Below are 21,702 nucleotides of genomic sequence, written 5' to 3'. Positions count from 1 at the left end.
TTTGTTAAAACGCCCTTGTAATTTCACTTACCGAACTATAATAGTGAGAATTATGATACAATTCAAAAAGGGAATGGAGGAGAATTATATGAATGTCATACAATTAAAAGAAGATAAATTCAGAGAAGCATTACGTTTATCAGAATACGCTTTTCAATATAAAGTAGATGAGGAACGATTACAGCAGCAACTTACAAAAATGAAGGAAAGTCATGAAATATACGGCATTATGGAAGGGAAAGACTTAGCTGCAAAACTACACCTCATCCCGTTTCATATTTACATAGGTAAAGAAAAATTTAAAATGGGTGGCGTTGCAGGAGTAGCGACGTATCCAGAGTACAGAAGAAGTGGGTATGTAAAAGAGCTACTTCAACATTCACTTCAAAGAATGAAAAAAGATGGCTATACAGTCTCTATGTTACACCCATTTGCTGTTTCATTTTACCGTAAATACGGCTGGGAACTTTGTGCGAATCTACTCAAATGTCATATAAGTAAGAGCGATTTAGTGATGAAAAAACAAGTAAATGGTACTGTGAAACGTTTTAATAAAGAAAATCATCCAAAAGAAGTCGAGAAGCTCTATGAAGCATTTGCAGAACGTTTTTCATGTATGTTAGTTCGAGAGAAGAACTGGTGGTTACAAGCGGTTTATGATGATTTAACATTAGCGATTTACTATGATGAAAATAAAAAGGCAGCAGGTTACATGTTATACAAAATAGAAAACTATAAAATGACAGTAGAAGAATTTGTACCACTGCATAATGAAGCACGAAATGGTCTATGGAATTTTATTTGCCAGCATGATTCTATGATTAAAGAGCTTGAAATGACAGTAAGTGAAAACGAACAGTTGTTATATACATTGCAAGAACCACGTGTGAAAACAGAAATAAAACCATATTTTATGGGAAGAATTGTAGATGTAGAGCAGTTCTTAAAACAGTATGAGTTAAACTGGAACAATGTACAACAAGAAGTCATTTTACATATTACAGATTCATTTGCACCGTGGAATAATGTATCGGTGAGACTTGCAAATTATGAAATAGCAATTATAGAAGAACCAATGGATAAAGGGATCAACCTAGATATAAATGCACTATCTACAATACTGCTTGGATACAAACGCCCATTAGAACTAAATGAATTAGAATTAATTAGCGGAAGCGAAGAGGAAATACGGGCATTTGAGAATGTAGTACCAGTGCGCAAGTCGTTTATTTATGATTTCTTTTAATTTGCATATAAGATGGAGTTGTTTCGAACAAAATTTTGGGATAGCTCCATCTCATTGTATTAATTTTTGTCGGTAAGTTGATATATCCTGAAAATCGCTGATATAATTTTATTCACATACAAGAGAATAGAATCGCAACTATACGTTGTCACGCACTTGACTTTTATTCCCTGTAATTTATAATTAAAAACGGAATGAATTTTCATTCCTGAAAATAGAGGTGGAAAAAATGGCTAAAAACAAACAAGAGGATATTTTTGATGCTGCGATGCAACTTTTTGCAGAGCGTGGTTACGATGGTACGACAATTCCAATGATCGCTGAAAAAGCAAATGTCGGTGCGGGTACTATTTATCGCTATTTTGAAAATAAAGAGGCGCTTGTTAACTCATTATTTTCAAAAAGTATGTTACAGCTTTCTGAAATGATAAAAACGGATTTTCCTGTTGAAGCAAATATTCGTGAACAGTTTAGTCATACGTATAACCGTTTATTTGAATTTGCGAGAAACAATGTGGATGCTTTTTTATTTACAAATTCTCACTGTGATAGTTATTTTCTTGATGAGCAGAGTAAGAAAATATTTGACGATTTTATAGGCTTCTTTATGAATATTATTGAAGATGGAATCGCAAAAGGTTTGCTTCGTCCATTGCCTCCAGTTGCTTTAATTATTATTGTATATCAACCGTTAGAAAAATTAACGAAAGTAATTGCAACAGGGCAATTAGAATACTCGAAAGAGTTAGTAAAAGAATTGGAAGAAAGCTCTTGGAACGCTATTAGAATCATTTGATTCTATAGCTTTATAAGGACAGGAATGAATATTCATTCCTAAATAGAATTAAAAAATGAGAGTAGGAGAGGGTATTTGTGCAACTAAAGGAATGAATATTCATTCCGGAAAGACTAGTTTAATAGAGTTTACAAAATAATGTAATAGAATAATAGGAATGAATATTCATTCCGTAACTAACGTAAATTTTAATCGCGGGAGATGATGCAAATGAGCAAGCTGAAAAATTGGAGAAGTTTATCTTTTCTATTATGGATAGTTATTACCATTACAATGATCGTAACGATGCCTAATATGGATAAATTAGTGAAAGAAAAAGGGCACATTACGATTCCTAATACAGAACAAAGTAGTATTGCTGACAAAATGATAAAAGAAATGGATAAAGACGGGACAGAAAAGTATGACATTATAGTTGTTTTTAATAGTGACAGTAAAACAGCTTTAACGACTGAGCAAAAAGAGGAAATAATAAAAACAATCAACGCTTTGCAAAATGAAAAAGAACAATTAGGAATTAAAGAAGTTGTTTCACATTTAGATAATAAAGAATTAGAGAAACAATTAGTTTCTAAAGATAATACGACTATTTTAACGCAAATATCGATAGATAAAAAGCATGGTGAAATATCGAAAGTTACAAATAACCTTCATAATAAAGTGAAAACGAAAGGGGTAACAACGTACTTAACAGGAAGTGATTTAATAGCAGGAGATTTCCTTACATCTTCTCAAGAGGGAGTGAAAAAGACTGAAGTTATTTCAATCATTTTCATTCTTGTAATATTAATCATTGTATTCCGTTCACCTATTGTTCCAATTGTTTCTCTTCTTACTGTTGGGGTATCATATTTAGTTTCAATGGGGATTATTGCTCATTTAGTAGATCAATTTAATTTTCCATTTTCTAACTTTACACAAGTGTTTGTCGTTGTTGTCCTGTTTGGGGTTGGAACAGACTATAACATTTTATTATTTACGAGATTTAAAGAAGAATTAAGTAAACAAGAAAACGCATTTTTGGCTACGAAAGAAACATTTAAATCGGCAGGGAAAACCGTTTTATATAGCGGGATAGCAGTACTAATTGGTTTTGCATCTCTTGCTTTAGCGAGTTTTAAACTATATCAATCTACTTCAGCGGTAGCAATTGGTGTCGCAGTTTTATTACTAGTATTAACTACGTTAAATCCGTTTTTTATGGTGCTTTTAGGAAAAGGGATGTTTTATCCCGTTAAAACATTTAAAGGTCATGAAGACAGTCGTCTATGGGGATTCTTTGCGAATAACTCAGTAGTGAGACCATTTGTAGCTTTAATTATTGTATTCGTGATATCAATTCCTTTCATATCAAAGTATTCTAATACACTTAATTACAACGATTTATTTGAAGTAGACAATAAATATGAGTCGAAAATGGGGATTAACGTAATAGAAGAACATTTTCCACCTGGTTTTTCTTCACCAAGTACGTTAGTCATTCAATCGAATAACAAGTTAGATGAGGCGAGTTCGCTTCAAACTTTAGATGAACTAACTGATAAGATTTTGAAAGTAAAAGGTGTTTCAGAAGTATATTCACCGACACGTCCAACTGGTGATAGGATTAAAGAACTATATATAAATAAACAAGCGGGTGAACTAAATACAGGTTTAGGAGATGCCAATGGTGGTATAAAGGAAATTAATGATGGATTAACTACTGCGAAAGATAAGATGGGGAATAAGGACTCAAATAGTCTTGCGAACGTTCAAAAGTTAATTGATGGAACAAATGAAGCGAAAAGTGGTGTATCAGCATTAGGAACAGCTTTAAATCAACTATCCAATGGCATAAATGACGGAGCACAAGGTGCGCGGCAAATTGAGAGTGGGTTAACTTCAGTAAATGAAAATATAAGTGTATTATCTCAAGCAACTTCACAACTTCATGCTGGCTATACACAGTTAGAAAAAGGTTTAAGTTCTTACGATCAATACTTCGGAAGTATTTCTCAAGCGATTGACGGTGCGAAGAAAGGTTATGAACAAATTGAAATGTTAATGACCAATTTCATTCAAACGAAACCAGAATTAGCAAATGATCCTAACATTCTGCAGACGTTAGGAATTGCTAAAGAGGCTCAAAAGCAATTAGGTGGGCTTTCAAATGAATTAAATAAATTGAAAGCGCAGCATAATGCGGCGATGGGATCATTTAAAGAAGCGAATCAATCGTTATTGAAAGTGGATAATGGCTTAAAAGAAATGAACAATGGAGTTACTAAGTTACAAAAAGGAGCAGCTGATCTTAAAAATGGATTAAATGAAGGTGCTTTAGGTTCAAAACAAATTGCGAACAAGTCATCTGAGTTACAAACCGGATTAACGAAAATAAACGATGGGCAAGGTCAGCTATTAACCGGACTGAAAGACTTGCAAGAACAGATGGGTCAATTACAATCCGGACTAACTAAAAGTAAAGAAGGCCTTGAAAAGGTAAGTAATGGCCTAGGGGATGCTCAGAAATATTTAGGAGAACTGAACGAATCAAAAAGCTCTGAGAAATTCTATATTCCAAAAGAAGTTTTGGAGGGAGAAGATTTCCAAAAAGCTTTGAATACGTACATGTCACATGATAGAAAGACTGCTAAAATGACAATCATTTTAGACGTAAATCCGTATTCAAAAGAAGCGATGCCAATTATTCAAGAAATCAATAACACAATAGATGGTACTTTGAAGGGGTCGGAATTAAATCATGCGAAAACAGCAATCGGAGGAACGACAGCTAGAAACGTTGATTTAAAAGAAGTAACTGGGCAAGATTTCTTACGTACAGCTACAATTATGTTAATTGGAATCGCGATTGTATTAATTGTGATTACACGTTCATTATTAAACACCATCTTTATTATTGGATCGTTACTATTAGCTTACTTTGCATCATTAGGGATAAGTGAACAAATTAGTACGCATATTTTACATGTAGATTCATTAAGCTGGAATGTTCCATTCTTTAGTTTCATAATGATTGTCGCTTTAGGAGTGGATTATAGTATTTTTGTAATGATGAGATACAATGAGTTAGAAGGGGACCCAGCGACGAAAATTGTAACTGCTTCTCGTCATATCGGAGGAGTCGTATTATCAGCGGCACTTATTTTAGGTGGTACATTTGCTGCATTAATCCCTTCAGGTGTATTAACGCTTATACAAGTAGCATCCGTAGTTGGCGTTGCGTTGTTACTATTAGCTATCATTGTGATGCCAATATTGTTACCTGCTTTAATAGGTTTAACGAGTAAAATGAAGAATTATGCAAAGAAATTAAGTGAAAGAAAATAAAAGAATCCCCTTTTAAAAGTAACTGTTTCAGTTATGGGAGAGAACATATAAAATAACACACAAATTAGGGATGTAAATCACATATGATTTAGCATCCCTTTTTTAATTGTTATTGCATTGTTTAAGTACTTTTATCTAGTTAAATTGCAAAGGAAGAGAAAAAGAAAACAGTAAAAACACCAGCGCAACGATTGGGGATTACTGACAAAGTATTTGATTTAAAAGATATAATTTACTTTAGATAGTTCACTCAAATAATGGTGGACTCTCTTTTTTAAAAGGTAAATGGGAATTTATGTTAAAATAATGATAGAGATTGTGAAAAAAATGTTCTTAAACTAACGGTCAGGTTACTTTAAGAAGGATTTTTCAAAGGAAATGTTGAATATCGTATTTTGAAGGAGTGATTGCAGTGGAGTAAGTAATTTTTTAAATCTTGGTTAAATACTTTGAAGGAAGGGATTTATAAATATGAATACAAAACTAATAATAGTAGAAGGTTTACCTGGATTTGGAAAATCGACCACTGCAAAGTTAATAAATGAAATTCTAAGCCAAAATAAAATTGAAGTTGAACTATTTTTAGAGGGGAATTTGAATCACCCCGCCGACTATGATGGTGTATCTTGTTTTAATAAATTTGAATTCGATAGATTAGTATCTAACAGTGGAGATTTTAAAGAAGTGCTTCTTGAAAGAGTTTTAAAAAAAGGAAGCAATTATTTATTACCATACAGAAAGATAAAAAATGAGTTTGGTGACCAGTTTTCGGACGAATTATGTAATGATATTTTTAAAAACGATATATATGAATTGCCATTCGATAAAAATGTTGAATTAATTGCTGACAAATGGAATGACTTTGCTGAAATTGCTCTAGAAGATAATAAGGTTTATATTTTTGAATGTTGTTTCATACAAAATCCATTAACAATTGGGATGATTAAATACGGTGAACAAAAAGAAAAAATAATAAATTATGTAATGAAAGTTGCAAAAATCATAGAGAATTTAAATCCAATGTTATTTTATGTAGAACAAGATGATCTTGAATTTTCATTTAGGAAGGCATTAAAAGAAAGAAATCCAGAATGGTCCACAGGAATTGTCGACTATTACACGAACCAAGGCTATGGGAAAGAACATAACCATTCAGGGGTAGAAGGAGCGATAAAAGTTCTTGAAGCTAGAAGGAATTTAGAGTTAGAAATATTCGATATGTTAAAAATGAAAAAAGAAAAAATCAATAATACAAAATATGAAATTGACTCATATAGGTCAATGTTAAAAGATAAGTTAACAATACAAATGGTGAAATAGCTTTTTACACTACCTGGTGCTTTAGTTGGAGAAGGAAATGAAAACGCTCAGAATATTTTCTGAGCGTTTTAGTTTGCTATTTATAATGCGAAATGCATACAAATTATTGTGTTATTTCAATTGATAAACATAATGCTCCAATTATAAATGTTTTTTCAAAATGAATCCTCTTTAAAACGTGTATGTAACTTTAATCTAATTAAAAACAAAGGTTTTATTCGAGTTTGGAAAGAAAGGAATAGCAATCAACCGTTGCTATTCATCCAGCTTCTACTATATAATAGCTATAGTCTACAATAATTGAGTCGTAATATGCGATTTCTTAAGACAATCGGTGAGAAAACGCTGAAATAAGCGGTATTAGTAGGAGGACACAAATGATTACAGTAAGTAACGTTAGTTTGCGTTTCGCGGATCGCAAATTATTTGAAGATGTTAACATAAAATTCACGCCAGGTAACTGCTACGGTTTAATCGGAGCAAACGGTGCTGGTAAATCTACATTTCTAAAGATTTTATCTGGGGAAATTGAACCATCAACAGGTGACATACATATTACGCCAGGTGAGCGTCTAGCAGTATTAAAACAGAACCATTTCGAATATGAAGAGTTCCCAGTATTAGAAACAGTAATTATGGGTCACACGCAACTTTACAAAGTAATGCAAGAGAAAAATGCTATTTACATGAAAGAAGACTTTAGTGATGAAGATGGTATGCGTGCTGCTGAACTTGAAGGTGAGTTCGCTGAGCTTAACGGTTGGGAAGCTGAGTCAGAAGCTGCAATCCTTCTTAAAGGTTTAGGTATTGGTGAAGATCTTCATGATAAGAAATTGTCAGAATTAACTGGGGCAGAGAAAGTAAAAGTATTACTTGCTCAAGCTTTATTCGGTCAACCTGACATTCTATTATTAGATGAGCCTACCAACCACTTGGACTTAAAAGCGATCCAATGGTTAGAAAACTTCTTAATGAACTTTGAAAACACAGTTATCGTAGTATCCCATGACCGTCACTTCTTAAATAAAGTATGTACGCACATGGCTGACCTTGATTTCGGTAAAATTCAACTTTATGTTGGTAACTATGACTTCTGGTATGAGTCAAGCCAATTAGCTTTAAAATTAACACAAGATGCTAATAAGAAAAAAGAAGAGAAAGTAAAAGAGTTACAAAACTTCATTGCACGCTTTAGTTCAAACGCTTCTAAAGCGAAACAAGCAACTTCTCGTAAAAAATTATTAGACAAAATTACATTAGATGATATTAGACCGTCATCACGTCGTTACCCATTCGTTGGCTTCACACCTGAGCGTGAAGTAGGAAATGACTTATTAACTGTTGAAGGTCTTTCTAAAACAATTGATGGTGAAAAAGTGTTAGATAATGTGTACTTCACTTTAAATAAAGGTGATAAAGTTGCATTTATCGGCCGTAACGATATTGCGATGACAACATTATTTAAAATTCTTATGGGTGAAATGGAGCCGGATAGCGGTTCATTCAAATGGGGTGTTACAACCTCTCAATCTTACTTCCCAAGAGATAACTCTAAGTACTTTGAGAACAGTGATTACAACTTAGTTGAATGGTTACGTCAATTCTCTCCACAAGATGAGTCTGAAAGCTTCTTACGTGGTTTCTTAGGCCGTATGTTATTCTCAGGTGAAGAAGTTAAGAAGAACGTTTCTGTATTATCTGGAGGCGAAAAAGTTCGTTGTATGTTATCTAAAATGATGTTAAGTGGTGCGAACGTAATCACACTTGACGATCCAACGAACCACTTAGACCTTGAGTCAATCACAGCATTAAATAACGGTTTAATTGCATTCAAAGGTACAATCTTATTCACATCTCATGACCATCAGTTCGTGCAAACAATTGCAAACCGCATTATCGAAGTAACACCAAACGGTGTAATCGATAAAGAGGCTACTTATGATGAGTTCTTAGAAAATGAGGAACTTCAAAAACAAGTAGATGCAATGTACAAAGGTCAATAATATATAATGAAAAAACTCGCTCTTTTTAGAGCGAGTTTTTTTGTCGAGAAAACGTAACATCGCTGGTCGGTCAAATGAATAATTATTCAAATATAATATTAATGAACAGGAGAATTTTTTCATGTATGAAGGGATGTAATGACTTTAAGATTTAAAGAGTTAGTTGAAGAAGGGAAATGTAAGTGGAGTAATATAATCAAATCGTATTATTTTGTCATGTGAAATATGTACCAAATTTGGAGATAGAATAGTTTGCGAATGAGTTTATAAAGGTATATAGTATGGGGTGTCATAATTAGTGGATGAATCTTGGGAGAAAACAGGAAATGTTACAAATTTATTTTGTTAAATAGAAACCAAGGTCAAAATGTCTAGAAAGAAATAGTTGAATAAATACTAGCTTCAAATTATAATTACTAATATTCTTCATATAGTTAAATAAAGATAATCTATTTGAAGAAGAAAATTTGAATAGAGAGACAGACTTATAAAAAAATAAGCCTTGGATGATCAAAAGAGGTGGAGAAATGAAACAGTTCTTATTAAAGAGCAAAAGCGTGTTAAGCAATCATTTTGGATTCTTTCTGTTTGCCGTTATTTTATTGTGGCTCAAAACATATGCAGCTTATGTAACGGAATTCAATTTAGGAATTTCAAACACAATTCAAAAATTCTTGCTGTTTTTTAACCCGCTTAGTTCAGCAGTTCTATTTTTAGGACTTGCATTATTTGCAAAAGGGAAACGATCTTATATTTGGTTAATTATCATTAATTTGTTATTGTCGATTCTTTTATACGCAAACGTAGTATACTATCGCTTTTTCAGTGACTTTATTACGTTCCCGACATTAACACAAACGAATAACTTTGGAGATTTAGGTGGTAGTATTCTTGCGTTGCTACATCTTTATGATCCATTATACTTCTTAGACACGATTATATTAATTGTGTTAGTCGCAACAAAATTTGCAAATCCAAAACCAATTCGTGTTGCGAAGCATAAATTATCTCTAGTATTTGTAGCAGGTATTTTATTATTCAGTGTTAACTTAGGTCTTGCAGAGTCTGACCGTCCTGAATTATTAACAAGAACGTTTGACCGTAATTATATTGTGAAATATTTAGGTGCATACAACTACACAATTTATGATGGAATTCAAAGTGCGAAAGCATCGACAGAACGAGCATTAGCTGATGGCGATAATATGACAGAAGTACGAAATTATTTAACATCAACTTATGCAAGTCCAAATCCTGAGTATTTCGGTAAAGGAAAGGGAATGAACGTAATTTACATTCATTTAGAGTCATTCCAAAACTTCTTAATTGATTACAAATTAAATGGTCAAGAAGTTACACCGTTCTTAAACTCATTTACAAAAGATGCGAATACACTTTATTTTGATAACTTCTTCCATCAAACAGGACAAGGGAAAACATCTGATGCGGAGTTTATGTTAGAGAATTCAATGTTTGGTTTACCGCAAGGTTCTGTCTTTACAACGAAATCTCATAATACGTATCAATCAGCACCAGCTATTTTAGGACAACAAGGATACACATCAGCAGTATTCCACGGTAACTACAAAACATTCTGGAACCGTGACGATATTTATAAATCATTTGGTTTTAATAAATTCTTTGATGCGTCATACTACGATATGAATGAAAAAGACGTAGTAAACTACGGGTTAAAAGATAAACCGTTCTTTAATGAATCTATTTCGTTATTACAAACGTTGAAACAACCGTTCTATACGAAGTTTATTACGTTATCGAACCATTTCCCTTATCCAATCGATAAGGCAGAAGCAACGATTGAACCAGCAACAACAGGTGATTCATCAGTTGATACGTACTTCCAAACAGCACGCTATTTAGATGAATCTGTAAAAGGCTTCATCGATTACTTGAAACAATCTGGTTTATATGATAACTCAATTATTGTTATGTACGGAGACCATTACGGTATTTCAGATAATCATAACGCAGCAATGTCAAAAGTAATGGGTAAAGAAATGAACTCATTTGAAAATGCACAGTTACAACGTGTACCATTAATCGTTCGTGTACCAGGAGTGAAAGGTGGCGTACAACATCAATACGGTGGTGAAATTGACGTTCTTCCAACGCTATTACACTTACTAGGTACAGATACAAAGAATTATGTTCAATTCGGTTCTGATTTATTATCACCAGATCATAAACAAGTCGTTGCGTTCCGTAACGGTAACTACGTAAGCCCAACAGTTACTGCACTAAACGGCAAATACTATGATACAACTACTGGAAAACCTGTAGAATTTACAGATGAAATAAAGAAAAATGAACAAATGGTTCAAAACTCACTAAAATACTCTGACCAAGTCGTGAATGGTGACTTATTACGATTCTACACACCGGAAGGATTCACTCCAGTAGATCGTTCGAAGTATAACTATAACAACCGCGATAAAAACAAAACGAAGGTAAAAACGACTCCGGAAGGGGAAGCTAAATAAATAATAAAAGGCGCTATTCATATGAATAGCGCCTTTTATTTGTAAATATACCATCATTATGAGACAGAACCAGCTGTTGCTTTTTGTTTAGCCTTTCCGAAGAAAACTACACCGATGATGATAATAATGATAAATGCCCATTTAACGAAAGGGTTACTTTCGAAAAATCCAGCGAACCATTTCTCATCTACAATCATTTTCGCGGCAGTATAAGCTAAAACGGCTGCTCCAATCGTAATGATGACAGGAAAACGATCTACCCATTTTAAAATCAAAGTACTGCCCCATACGACTACTGGAATAGACACTAATAATCCGATGATTACTAAAGAAAAGTTACCATGGGCAGCTCCTGCAACAGCGAGTACATTATCGATGCCCATTAACGCATCAGCAATAATAATGGTTTTAATAGCAGACCAAAATCCTTCTTCGGCCTTAATATCATGATCTTTGCCTTCAGCAATTAATTTATAAGCAATCCATATAAGGAGTACACCACCAATTAGAAGTAGCCCTGGTATTTTTAACAACCAAACAACAACTAAGGTAGCGAGGGCTCTAATCGCGATTGCCCCGATAGTTCCCCATATAATAACTTTCTTTTGCTGATCTTTCGGTAATCTTCTTGCTGCTAATCCAATTACAATGGCATTATCACCGGCTAACACTAAATCAATTACAATGATGGCAAGTAGGGCGGACAAATATTCGGCTGAAAGAAAATCCATATACACATCACTCCTTAAGAGTAATATGTGCTAAAGTGTTGATAATATAAAAAATAGGATTGAATTTGTATATTCAATCCATAATTTCTTACTGTATTTTGATATATGTTTTAATTTCGTATAAGTCGCTTTTGTATTCTTTTTTGTTTATCGTTTCGCTTTCTTAATTTTCGATTCATCTTTTTAATGCGGTTTTCTTTTCTATTATCCCAGTTATCACTTCGGATTTTACTAATAGACTTATCTGTCTTAGCACGAAAACGTCTTACTTTTTTCACGAAGGAAAGGGGTATTTTGCCGATAACACCTTGTTTTTCTAACGAATCCTCTTTACCTAGACACCAATCAGGATGAGATAATAAATAGTCGAAATCAAATATTATCCCGTATTCTTTATCCATATATGTATACCATTCATCTAAAGTACACTTATTTTTTGTATGTAAATATATTGATCCATCAGTCATAGCACAGCACCAATAGTCAAAATAGCTCCATAGTACCCATTCTTTCGGTACATCTAGTGTTAAAATTACCATTTTTGAATTTGTTCTACCCCAAGCTTTATGATTTCGATTTGGGTAATTATTTGCTTCCCAGACCCAAATAGGATAGTTACCTTCGTAATGAGGCAATCTTGTTTTAGCGACGCGCACCATCCAGTCATATGAATATACATCGTCTGGATCGATGAATTCTTTATTACCTTCTAAATAACCAAGTTTCTTAAATTGTTTCCATGCTTCTTCAGTTTGTACTGTATATACGATCATATGGCACCTACTTATTTAAACTAAATTATAGTATAACATGTGATTTTGAATTTTTATTGATATTAGAGAAGGGGAGTTTGAGTCGAATATACGAGGAGTAATTCCCAAAATGATAAAAAGACTTGATTCCCAGCTAAAGGAAATCAAGTCTTTTCATTACATACGATTATCATGCCAGAAGTTTAATGGGAAGTGTTCGTTCTCATTATATGCTTCTAATTCATATCCTTTTTCTTTCAGTCCTTTAATAATTCCAGGAACTGCTTTTACTGATTGTGGATGAATATCATGCATAAGGATAACTTCTGTTGGATTTGTAGCACCATGTAACACGTTTTCTACAATTTTAGCAGATGCAGCATCAACTTGCATTTTGTTATATTTCCAGTCTAAAGAATCAATTGTCCAATCCCAAACTTTTAAGCCATTTTCTACAACTTTGTTGCGAAGAGCTTCGTTTAATCCTGGCATAGAGCCGTAAGATGGACGAGTTAATACTGGTGATTTACCTAAAACACCAGCGATTAAGCCTTGGTCTTCCTTCATTTCATCTACGTAATGACCTTCAGTGTAAAGTTTCTTGTAGTTATGAGTCATACTGTGCATCCCAACGTAGTGACCTTCAGCATCTTCGCGTTTTACAAGATCAGGGAAAGCTTTTACGTTTGAACCAATTAGGAAGAATGTTGCTTTTGCATTTTCTTTCTTTAACATATCTAAAAGCTCAGCTGTGTATTTTCCAGGACCGTCATCAAATGTTAAATAAGCGACTTTTCTAACTTGCCCGTTATAATGTTTTGGAGCTTCTTTCGGAGCAAGAGATGTTTGAATCTCACTTACAAGTTGAACAGATTTTGCTTCATCCTCTGTACTAGCTAGAGCAGTATGTACTGATCCAAAAGCCACTTCGTATGTGAATAATACCCCCGCACAAACTAACATAGCCCTTTTTACTAAAGTTGTCATTCGAATTCCATTGTGCATAATTTTCCTTCTCTCTATAAAAGTTCTACTCTACTATATTAGCAATTATAGGTAGGGAAATGCAAAAAAACTTTTTTACAAGTGTAAAAAAGTTTACTCAAAAGTATGCAAGATTTTATATCAATTGCAGTTTTGAAAAATAGGATGAATTTAAACTTTATTATTTAAACTTTCAATCACCAAATCATACTTTCGTATCACTTCGTTTTCGTTCCAATTATTGATTCGAATATTTTTGTTTTTTATTAAAATATTGGTAAAGAAACAATTACATGAAAAAAGGAGTGGGAATATGGATAATTATATTTGCACTACATGTGGAGTACAGTATCCCGAAAATGAAGAAGCACCTTCTCGCTGTAAAATTTGTAATGAGGAAAGACAATATGTTAATCCAATTGGGCAGTCATGGACAACATTAGAAACGATGCAAAATAGCAATTTATACAAAAACGAAATAATAAAAGAAGAAAGCGGTTTGTATAGCATTACTACTAAACCTAAATTTGCGATTGGACAAACAGCATTTTTAATACAAAGTAAAACTCTAAATGTTATGTGGGATTGCATTAGTTATTTAGATGATAAAACGATACAACGTATATATGATTTAGGTGGTATTCAAGCAATAGCACTTTCTCATCCACATTATTACTCTACACAAGTTAAATGGGCGGAAACATTCAATGTACCTATTTATATTCATGAAGATGATAAAGAGTGGGTGGTTTGTCCGAGTAAGCAAATTAAATTTTGGTCTGGGGAGCATCTGATATTATCGGAAGAACTTACATTGCATCGCTTAGGAGGCCATTTTAAGGGTGGAACTGTTATACATTGGAAAGACGGTAATGAAGGGAAAGGTATTTTGTTATCAGGTGATATTATACAAGTAGTTTCGGATCGGAAATGGGTAAGTTTTATGTATAGTTATCCCAATCTCATTCCATTACCAGCGAATAAAGTTAGAGATATCGCAGAGAAGGTAAAAGATATCCAATTTAGTCGACTATATAATGCATTTCATGGTGTGGTGGAAGATGCGAATAAAGCTGTACAAAGATCTGCTGATCGGTATATAAAGGCCCTGCAAGGAGAACTATTTCATACGTAATAGCTTGTAATTCATCTCTATATTTATATAACTAATTTTATATGAATTTTATACTAAAGTCCTATTGTTTATTAACTAATAGGTCTTTCAACTTAGGAAGTTCACACTAATGAGGGATGTTAAAGGGAATATATGTAACCTATACTAATTACTATAAAGCTTTGGAAAATGAAAAGGAGGAGATTTGCATGAAGAATTGGGTTCAATTTAGAATTGCAAGACCAACAGATAAATTTGAAGAAGTGATAAGTTTTTATGAAACAGGATTAGGTTTAAAACGTATAGGGGAATTTCACAATCATGAAGGATATGATGGGGTTATGTTTGGCTTACCAGATGAAGAGTATCATTTGGAGTTTACTACACATGTTAATGGAAGTCCATGTCCGGCACCGACAAAAGATAATTTACTAGTTTTTTATATGCCTATTAAAGATGAAATTGAAAAGATAGTAAATCGATTAAGTAATATAGGCTATCATGAGGTAGAACCTGAAAACCCGTATTGGATAGAGAAAGGAACCACAATAGAGGATCCAGACGGTTGGAGAATTGTGCTTATGAATGCATCTGAATAAGAAAACTATTTTCATATGAAATAGAGTGTAACAAAATGATTTAGACATAAATCCCTACAGTGTTTGTAGGGATTTTTATATAAGAAATTTTTATTGAGAGAGTTATTAAAATGTAGAAAGTATTTTGGCTAAGAACAAATGTAGTAAACATAATTTATGAAGGAGGTATAAAAGTATGATAGTAAACCATTTTGAAGCGTTTTCTAAACATGTTGGAAATACACATCTTATTAAAAGTTCTTTCGTAGTTTATATCTTATTCTACGCAAAATTGATACCATCAAAAAACTGTATGTTTAACATGTACAGTTTTTTGATGGTATAGCTGTGCAATGTTTAGAAATTTCACATACCGTATTTTAAAAATAAATATAGGAAAAACAAAAAGTAATGTAGAATATATCGTACATACATATATACAGTTAACATAAAAGATAAAGAGGTGGGTATATGTTACTTGATGAAGTAATGCAGCAACTAGAGGAATATGGAACAGAACAAAATCGAAAAACGTATAAAAACCACGGAGCGAAAGAACCGTTATTTGGAGTTAGTTTTGCGAATTTAAAATTGTTAAAAAAGAAGATAAAAAAAGATCACGATTTAGCAGTTGAATTGTGGGAAACGAAAAATATGGACGCAATGACATTAGCAACTTATATTTTAGATCCGAAAAAAATAACGACAGAACAGCTTAATAGTTGGATTCAGGGTGTTGATTATTACTGTTTAATGGATGTTCTGATGACATCTATATGTACTGCGCCAATTGCAATAGAAAGAATGGAAGAGTGGACAAAGTCTAATGATGAATGGATTGGAAGAGCTGGCTGGTCTTTATTAGCAAATATAGCGATTAAAAATAAAACGTTACATGATGATTTCTTCTCTCCGTACTTAGAAGAGATTAAAGAAAATATACATAATGAAAAAAATAGAAAAAAAGAAGCGATGAATAGTGCTTTAATCGCAATAGGAATTCGTAATGAAGACTTAGAGCGACAAGCGATTGAAATTGCACGTGAAATTGGAAAAGTAGGGGTTGATCACGGTGCAACATCATGTAAAACACCAGATGCAGAAAGCTATATAAAAAAAGCGAGAGAAAGAGCTGAAAAAAAGAAAGTGAAATAAGAAAAGAGGATCGGTTATGAAACCAATTGAAGCAGCACAAAACATAATTACATTACAATTTCCGAATTGTGATGTAGCTTTACTCGGCGGAAGCGTTGCACGAGGAGAAGCGACGAAAACATCTGACCTTGACATTGTAATAGTCGATCAAAGTTTAACTTCTTGCTATAGAGAATCTTTCTATAGTAATGGATGGCCTGTTGAGGTGTTTGTTCATAATTTCGAAACATATAAAACCTTTTTCAAAATGGATTGTGATCGAGGGAGGCCGTCGTTACCACAATTAGTTTCAGAAGGGATTGCCTTAAAAGGGGAACAGGAAATTGTTGAGAAATTAAAAAAAGAAGCGAATGATTTACTACATAAAGGACCAGCTAAATGGACCGAAGAAACGATTAAGCAGAAGCGATATTTTATTACGGATACTTTAGATGACTTTATTGGTGCAACAAAAAGAGAAGAAGAATTGTTTATCGCTAATTTATTAGCCGATTTAGTACATGAATATGTATTAAGAGTAAATGGTAAGTGGCTTGGGAGTTCAAAATGGTTTATTAGAGTGCTAAAAAGATATGATGAGCAATATGCAAACAAATTTGTAGCCGCTTTTGATCATTTTTATAAAACGGGAGGGAAAAATGAATTAATTCATTTTATAGAAAAGACGTTAGAACAGTATGGTGGAAGAGTGTTCGAAGGATTTTCTATTGGTAAATAAAGAGAGGAGAAAAAAATGAATGTACCATATGTTCAATTAAGAGAATTGACACTAGATGATGTAGAAGATCGCTATCAATGGTCATTAGATAGAGATGTAACAAAGCATTTAGTTTTACCAGATCAATATCCTCCGTTCACTCGTGGAGATACGAGAAACTGGATTGAAGCTTGTATAAGCCGAAAAAATGGTTATGAACAAAGGGCAATCGTTACTGAGACAGGTATACATATTGGATGGGTAGACCTTAAAAATTTTGATAAAACAAATAAAAATGCTGAACTAGGAATTGCGATTGGAAATAAAGACTATTGGGGTAAAGGATTTGGAATGGCAGCTCTAAACAGCATGTTACAAATAGGTTTTTCTCAGTTTGAATTGGAGAAAATTTGGTTACGTGTAGATGAAGATAATACAAAAGCTAAAAAGAGTTATGAAAGTGCCGGATTTGTATGCGAAGGGTTAATGAGAAATGATCGATTGAGACAGGGAAAGTTCATTCATCGCTATCGTTACAGTATATTAAAAGAAGAGTATGAATCAAAAATTAATAACCTATAAAAATATTATGTAAATTAAAAAGGGGAAAATAAAATGATTCGATTACTTACAAAAGCGGATGCAAAAAAATATTGGGAGTTGCGTTTACAAGCACTACAAGTAAATCCAGAAGCATTTATAACGACTTATGAAGAAGCAGTACGTCAAGAAAACCCTCTTGAACGAGTTGCTAGTAATCTTTCATCCAACAGTAGTTTTACATTTGGTGCTTTTAATAATGAAAATCGTTTAGTTGGGGTTGTTACTTTATTAACAGAAGAAAAAGACGCATATAAGCATAAAGGACATATCGTTGCAATGTATGTAGATACTGAAAATCGAAGAAGTGGTCTTGCACGTGATTTAATACGTAAAGCAATTGAAAGGGCAAAAGAGATGAAGCTAGAGCAATTGAATTTAGGGGTTGTGTCAACGAACGAACCAGCCAAACGATTATATGAATCAATGGGATTTAAAACATACGGAATTGAAAAAAGGGCTATAAAAATGAATGGTGTGTATAGTGATGATGAACATATGGTGTTGTTCTTTTAAGAGAGGAAGTTTTGTATGAAAGATCTCCATTTAGAAAGAAAAATGGACCCTCAAGTAGCGATTTTGTATGCGACGGTTGCTGATACGTTTAATGGATTGCAAAGGTTAGTCGAAGGTACTGAAGAGAACGAACTATCCTATAAAGGGTCTGAAAATAATGAAAATAGTATTGGGCAGTTACTTCAGCATTTAGCAGTTGTTGATTTATATTGGGTGTATCGTTTCAAGGGAGAAGATGTTCCGCCAGCATTTGAAAATAAATATGGTCCTATGTTAAATGAAGTAGGAGAATTACCAAGTTTAAGAAAAAACACATTGCAAGAGTTAATGCAAGATTATGAAGCAGTGCAAAAATTGTTTTATGAAGAATGTATGAAACTAACAGAAACTGATTTAACGCGGGAAGTTTTGTATGAAAAAGGCGAAACTGCGACAATAAGATGGGGAATATGGCATATAGCAGATCATAATCGGTATCATCAAGCTCATATAAGTCGATTGAGGAAATTATACAGAGAATATAAACTACATATTCTTTAATTTTTGAATGAACGAACGCCCCTAAATAATAATTAAAGGAGGCGTTTGTTTTTATTCGTTCGCTTTTCTTCCCAAGCTATCATTAAATTTTTATGATAATCTTTTGGTTTCTCAATAGAAAACCAGTAAATTGAATGTGCAATAGTTGGTAGCCATCTTTTATAGCGGATGCGTATATTTTCATGGTGAGTATAGTGGGGCGAGATTAAAGTAGATTTTGACCCTTGAAAATTTTGATATGTAATGGCCTCGATTTCATACCAATGCACTTTATTCCCATGTAAATCTACTACACTTCCTTCATCATCCTAAAGTGAAATGTAAGTTTGAATGTAGATTTTTCATCGCGTATACTAAAATATAGGTCATAGAGATAAAAAATTAAATACAAGGGGTTTTACAATGAAAGCAATTGTTATAGGAATACTGGCATCATTTTTCTTTGCCTTTACTTTTGTTTTGAACAGGGCAATGGACTTAGAAGGTGGAAGCTGGATTTGGAGTGCATCATTACGGTATTATTTTATGGTTCCAATGCTATTACTTATTGTTATGTATAGAGGGAACTTAAAGCAACTCTTTCAATATATGAAAAACAATCCGAAAGAATGGTTAGTGTGGAGTATCGTTGGATTTGGTCTCTTTTATGCACCGCTTAGTTTTGCTGGAGCGTTCGGACCAGGTTGGCTCGTTGCATCAACATGGCAAATTACAATCGTTGCAGGGATTTTGTTAACACCATTTTTTGCGGTGGATCCACTACATAAAAAACTTCCGATGAAGGAATTAGTAATGTCGGGCATTATTTTATTCGGTGTCGTTCTCATGCAAGTAGAACATGCTTCTTCATTAGGTATTCGTGAAACCGTTTTATGTGTAGTTCCTGTACTTATTGCAGCATTTGCGTATCCTCTTGGAAATAGAAAAATGATGCAAGTTTGTAAAGGGGAATTAGATGTATTTCAGCGAGTACTCGGTATGACATTAGCAAGTTTACCATTTTGGTTTTTATTATCTGGTTACGAAGTATCAACAGGCGGATTACCGTCAAGTAGCCAAGTTTTTCAATGTTTTATTGTAGCAGTTAGCTCTGGGTTAATCGCGACAGTATTATTTTTCTTTGCAACAGATCTTGTGAAAGATGATTCGCAAAAATTAGCAACAGTGGAAGCGACGCAGTCTGGTGAAGTTTTATTTGCGCTAGTAGGAGAGTTGATCTGGTTATCTGCACCAATTCCATCATCATTATCTTGGATTGGTATGAGTCTCGTTATTATTGGAATGATACTTCATAGTTATGTGGCTGTCGTTGTAAAAAAAGAAGAAAAAATAACGGCGTAATGAGATTAGCTCTTTTTATTAAGAGCTAGTCTTTTTTCATAGAAAGGGATGAAAGTATGAATTTACAGTGTGTTAAACAAATTGAGAAAGATTCAATATTAAATGTGCTACAATATGCCGTCGGTCCAAATGAAGTAAGCTTAAAGAAAGCAGTAATATTTTATCAAAGTAATAAAGGGACTTTGTACAAATATGAAGAAAAAGCTTGTCTAGGTATTGAAATAATCGGAGAAACTAAAGCACGCATATGTCATATAGCAGTGGCTCCAGATTATCGTCAAAAAGGAATTGCACTGCAAATGATTAAAGAAGTGGTAAGGATATATCAATTGACTTATATAGAAGCGGAGACAGACGATGGGGCGGTAGAATTTTATAAAAGAATTGGTTTTCAAGTTAAAAGTTTAGGAGAAAAATATCCAGGGATAGAAAGACTTCATTGTTACATGGAAAAATAGTATAAAATATGCATATGGAGTATAGTTTGAAAAAATAGGATTTACATTTTTCTTCATTTCAAAAAAACTCTCGCTCATCATTATCTACGATTTTAATAGAGTTTTGAGGCTTCAGTATAATAATATACATATTTTTGTAGTAATGAATATGATTAAGTTAAAAATTAAGAAAAATATGATAATATATTTATATAAAAGTTTAAATTTACGTGGCTAGTGGGGGAACCAATATGAAAATGAATGAAATAGTAGCAAGTACACAATTTCCAAATACAATCGAAACAATAACAAAAGATTTAAAAGCATTAGGAGTCGAAAAAGGAATGACAATTATCGTTCATTCATCACTAAGTTCTATCGGGTGGATATCTGGTGGTGCCGTTGCTGTAGTAGAAGCATTAATGAAAGTTGTTACGGAAGAAGGAACGATAATAATGCCAACGCAATCTTCGGATTTGTCCGATCCGAAACATTGGTCAAGACCACCTGTACCGGAAGACTGGTGGCAAATTATCCGAGATAACGTCCCAGCATTTGATTCACGTATAACCCCAACAAGGGGAATGGGTGAAATAGTTGAATGTTTTCGTACATATCCGAATGTAGTACGTAGTAATCATCCGTTAGGAAGTTTTGCTGCATGGGGAAAACATGCAGTAGAAATAACAATGAACCATTCGTTATCAATGAGCTTTGGAGAAGAATCTCCATTAAGAAAAATATATGATTTAGACGGGTACGTATTATTAATTGGTGTTGGATATGATTCCAATACGTCTGTTCATTTATCCGAGGTGCGTTCTGGTGCATGTGAGTTAATACAAGTAGGAGCACCTATTATAGAAAACGGTGAAAGAGTGTGGAAAGAGTTTGTTGAAATGGATTACGAATCTGAGAAGTTTGTAGAAATTGGTGTGGAGTTTGAGCGAAAAGGAACTGTAAAAAATGGGAAGATAGGGAATGCAACGTGTCGTCTAATGAAACAGCGTGATATAGTTGACTTTGGAACAGAATGGTTTCGTAAGAAAAATTAGTAAGGGATG

General features: G+C 33.4%; 18 protein-coding genes and 1 pseudogene. 16 read left to right on the top strand and 3 right to left on the bottom strand.

From position 1 onward, the window contains the following. Positions 1-88: 88 nt before the first annotated feature. The 6 genes from ACTFRU_RS02890 to ACTFRU_RS02865 all read left to right on the top strand — a co-directional run bounded on the left by ACTFRU_RS02890 (position 89) and on the right by ACTFRU_RS02865 (position 11,193). The gene (locus ACTFRU_RS02890) at positions 89-1,246 is read left to right on the top strand and encodes a GNAT family N-acetyltransferase (protein WP_001100926.1); all 1,158 of its coding nucleotides are present in this window, start codon (positions 89-91) and stop codon (positions 1,244-1,246) included. 229 nt (positions 1,247-1,475) lie between these two features. Next, the gene (locus tag ACTFRU_RS02885; RefSeq protein ID WP_001107309.1) at positions 1,476-2,042 is read left to right on the top strand and encodes a TetR/AcrR family transcriptional regulator; all 567 of its coding nucleotides are present in this window, start codon (positions 1,476-1,478) and stop codon (positions 2,040-2,042) included. Positions 2,043-2,252: 210 nt separating this feature from the next. Then, positions 2,253-5,369 (top strand): MMPL family transporter, encoded by a 3,117-nt coding sequence (locus ACTFRU_RS02880; protein ID WP_440037448.1) that lies wholly within the window; start codon positions 2,253-2,255, stop codon positions 5,367-5,369. 471 nt (positions 5,370-5,840) lie between these two features. Beyond that, positions 5,841-6,689 (top strand): hypothetical protein, encoded by an 849-nt coding sequence (locus ACTFRU_RS02875; RefSeq protein ID WP_290101091.1) that lies wholly within the window; start codon positions 5,841-5,843, stop codon positions 6,687-6,689. Between the two features lie 377 nt (positions 6,690-7,066). Next, positions 7,067-8,692: an ABC-F family ATP-binding cassette domain-containing protein gene (locus ACTFRU_RS02870; RefSeq protein ID WP_000633864.1), complete on the top strand. Its 1,626-nt coding sequence runs from the start codon at positions 7,067-7,069 to the stop codon at positions 8,690-8,692. 527 nt (positions 8,693-9,219) lie between these two features. After that, positions 9,220-11,193 (top strand): LTA synthase family protein, encoded by a 1,974-nt coding sequence (locus tag ACTFRU_RS02865; protein WP_440037447.1) that lies wholly within the window; start codon positions 9,220-9,222, stop codon positions 11,191-11,193. A 56-nt stretch (positions 11,194-11,249) separates the two neighbouring features. Here ACTFRU_RS02865 and ACTFRU_RS02860 read toward each other — a convergent pair whose 3' ends face one another. From ACTFRU_RS02860 to ACTFRU_RS02850, 3 genes are all read right to left on the bottom strand, one after another. Beyond that, positions 11,250-11,924, bottom strand: a complete 675-nt coding sequence (locus ACTFRU_RS02860; RefSeq protein WP_000346930.1) for a TerC family protein — start codon at positions 11,922-11,924, stop codon at positions 11,250-11,252. 110 nt (positions 11,925-12,034) lie between these two features. Continuing rightward, positions 12,035-12,697, bottom strand: a complete 663-nt coding sequence (locus tag ACTFRU_RS02855; RefSeq protein WP_290101090.1) for a DUF3841 domain-containing protein — start codon at positions 12,695-12,697, stop codon at positions 12,035-12,037. A gap of 156 nt (positions 12,698-12,853) precedes the next feature. Then, the gene (locus ACTFRU_RS02850) at positions 12,854-13,681 is read right to left on the bottom strand and encodes a peptidoglycan-N-acetylglucosamine deacetylase (RefSeq protein WP_000551452.1); all 828 of its coding nucleotides are present in this window, start codon (positions 13,679-13,681) and stop codon (positions 12,854-12,856) included. A 292-nt stretch (positions 13,682-13,973) separates the two neighbouring features. Between ACTFRU_RS02850 and ACTFRU_RS02845 the strand changes: the two genes are divergently transcribed. The 10 genes and pseudogenes from ACTFRU_RS02845 to ACTFRU_RS02800 all read left to right on the top strand — a co-directional run bounded on the left by ACTFRU_RS02845 (position 13,974) and on the right by ACTFRU_RS02800 (position 21,693). After that, positions 13,974-14,795: a hypothetical protein gene (locus ACTFRU_RS02845; protein WP_290101089.1), complete on the top strand. Its 822-nt coding sequence runs from the start codon at positions 13,974-13,976 to the stop codon at positions 14,793-14,795. A gap of 188 nt (positions 14,796-14,983) precedes the next feature. Further along, on the top strand, positions 14,984-15,373 hold the full coding sequence (locus ACTFRU_RS02840; protein WP_290101088.1) for a VOC family protein: 390 nt from the start codon (positions 14,984-14,986) through the stop codon (positions 15,371-15,373). A gap of 450 nt (positions 15,374-15,823) precedes the next feature. Further along, positions 15,824-16,507, top strand: a complete 684-nt coding sequence (locus ACTFRU_RS02835; RefSeq protein ID WP_290101087.1) for a DNA alkylation repair protein — start codon at positions 15,824-15,826, stop codon at positions 16,505-16,507. 16 nt (positions 16,508-16,523) lie between these two features. After that, positions 16,524-17,284, top strand: a pseudogene (locus tag ACTFRU_RS02830) (nucleotidyltransferase domain-containing protein). Next, complete coding sequence (locus tag ACTFRU_RS02825; RefSeq protein WP_001102490.1) at positions 17,241-17,786, top strand: GNAT family N-acetyltransferase; 546 nt, start codon at positions 17,241-17,243, stop codon at positions 17,784-17,786. The pseudogene ACTFRU_RS02830 and the gene ACTFRU_RS02825 overlap by 44 nt, the downstream one beginning before the upstream one ends. A 33-nt stretch (positions 17,787-17,819) precedes the next feature. After that, positions 17,820-18,320 (top strand): GNAT family N-acetyltransferase, encoded by a 501-nt coding sequence (locus ACTFRU_RS02820; RefSeq protein ID WP_000620314.1) that lies wholly within the window; start codon positions 17,820-17,822, stop codon positions 18,318-18,320. Between the two features lie 15 nt (positions 18,321-18,335). Then, positions 18,336-18,860, top strand: a complete 525-nt coding sequence (locus ACTFRU_RS02815) for a DinB family protein (protein ID WP_290101085.1) — start codon at positions 18,336-18,338, stop codon at positions 18,858-18,860. Between the two features lie 402 nt (positions 18,861-19,262). After that, positions 19,263-20,201 carry a DMT family transporter gene (locus tag ACTFRU_RS02810; RefSeq protein WP_290101084.1) on the top strand — a complete coding sequence of 313 codons (939 nt, stop codon included), beginning with the start codon at positions 19,263-19,265 and terminating at the stop codon, positions 20,199-20,201. A gap of 56 nt (positions 20,202-20,257) precedes the next feature. Next, positions 20,258-20,659 carry a GNAT family N-acetyltransferase gene (locus ACTFRU_RS02805; protein ID WP_290101083.1) on the top strand — a complete coding sequence of 134 codons (402 nt, stop codon included), beginning with the start codon at positions 20,258-20,260 and terminating at the stop codon, positions 20,657-20,659. Positions 20,660-20,889: 230 nt separating this feature from the next. Continuing rightward, entirely contained in the window at positions 20,890-21,693 is an 804-nt protein-coding gene (locus ACTFRU_RS02800) for an aminoglycoside N(3)-acetyltransferase (protein ID WP_000783346.1), read from the top strand. Positions 21,694-21,702: the final 9 nt, after the last annotated feature.

The organism is Bacillus cereus group sp. MYBK220-1, from assembly GCF_051916445.1.
Lineage (GTDB): Bacteria > Bacillota > Bacilli > Bacillales > Bacillaceae_G > Bacillus_A > Bacillus_A cereus.
This window is presented reverse-complemented; position numbering and strand designations above follow the sequence as displayed.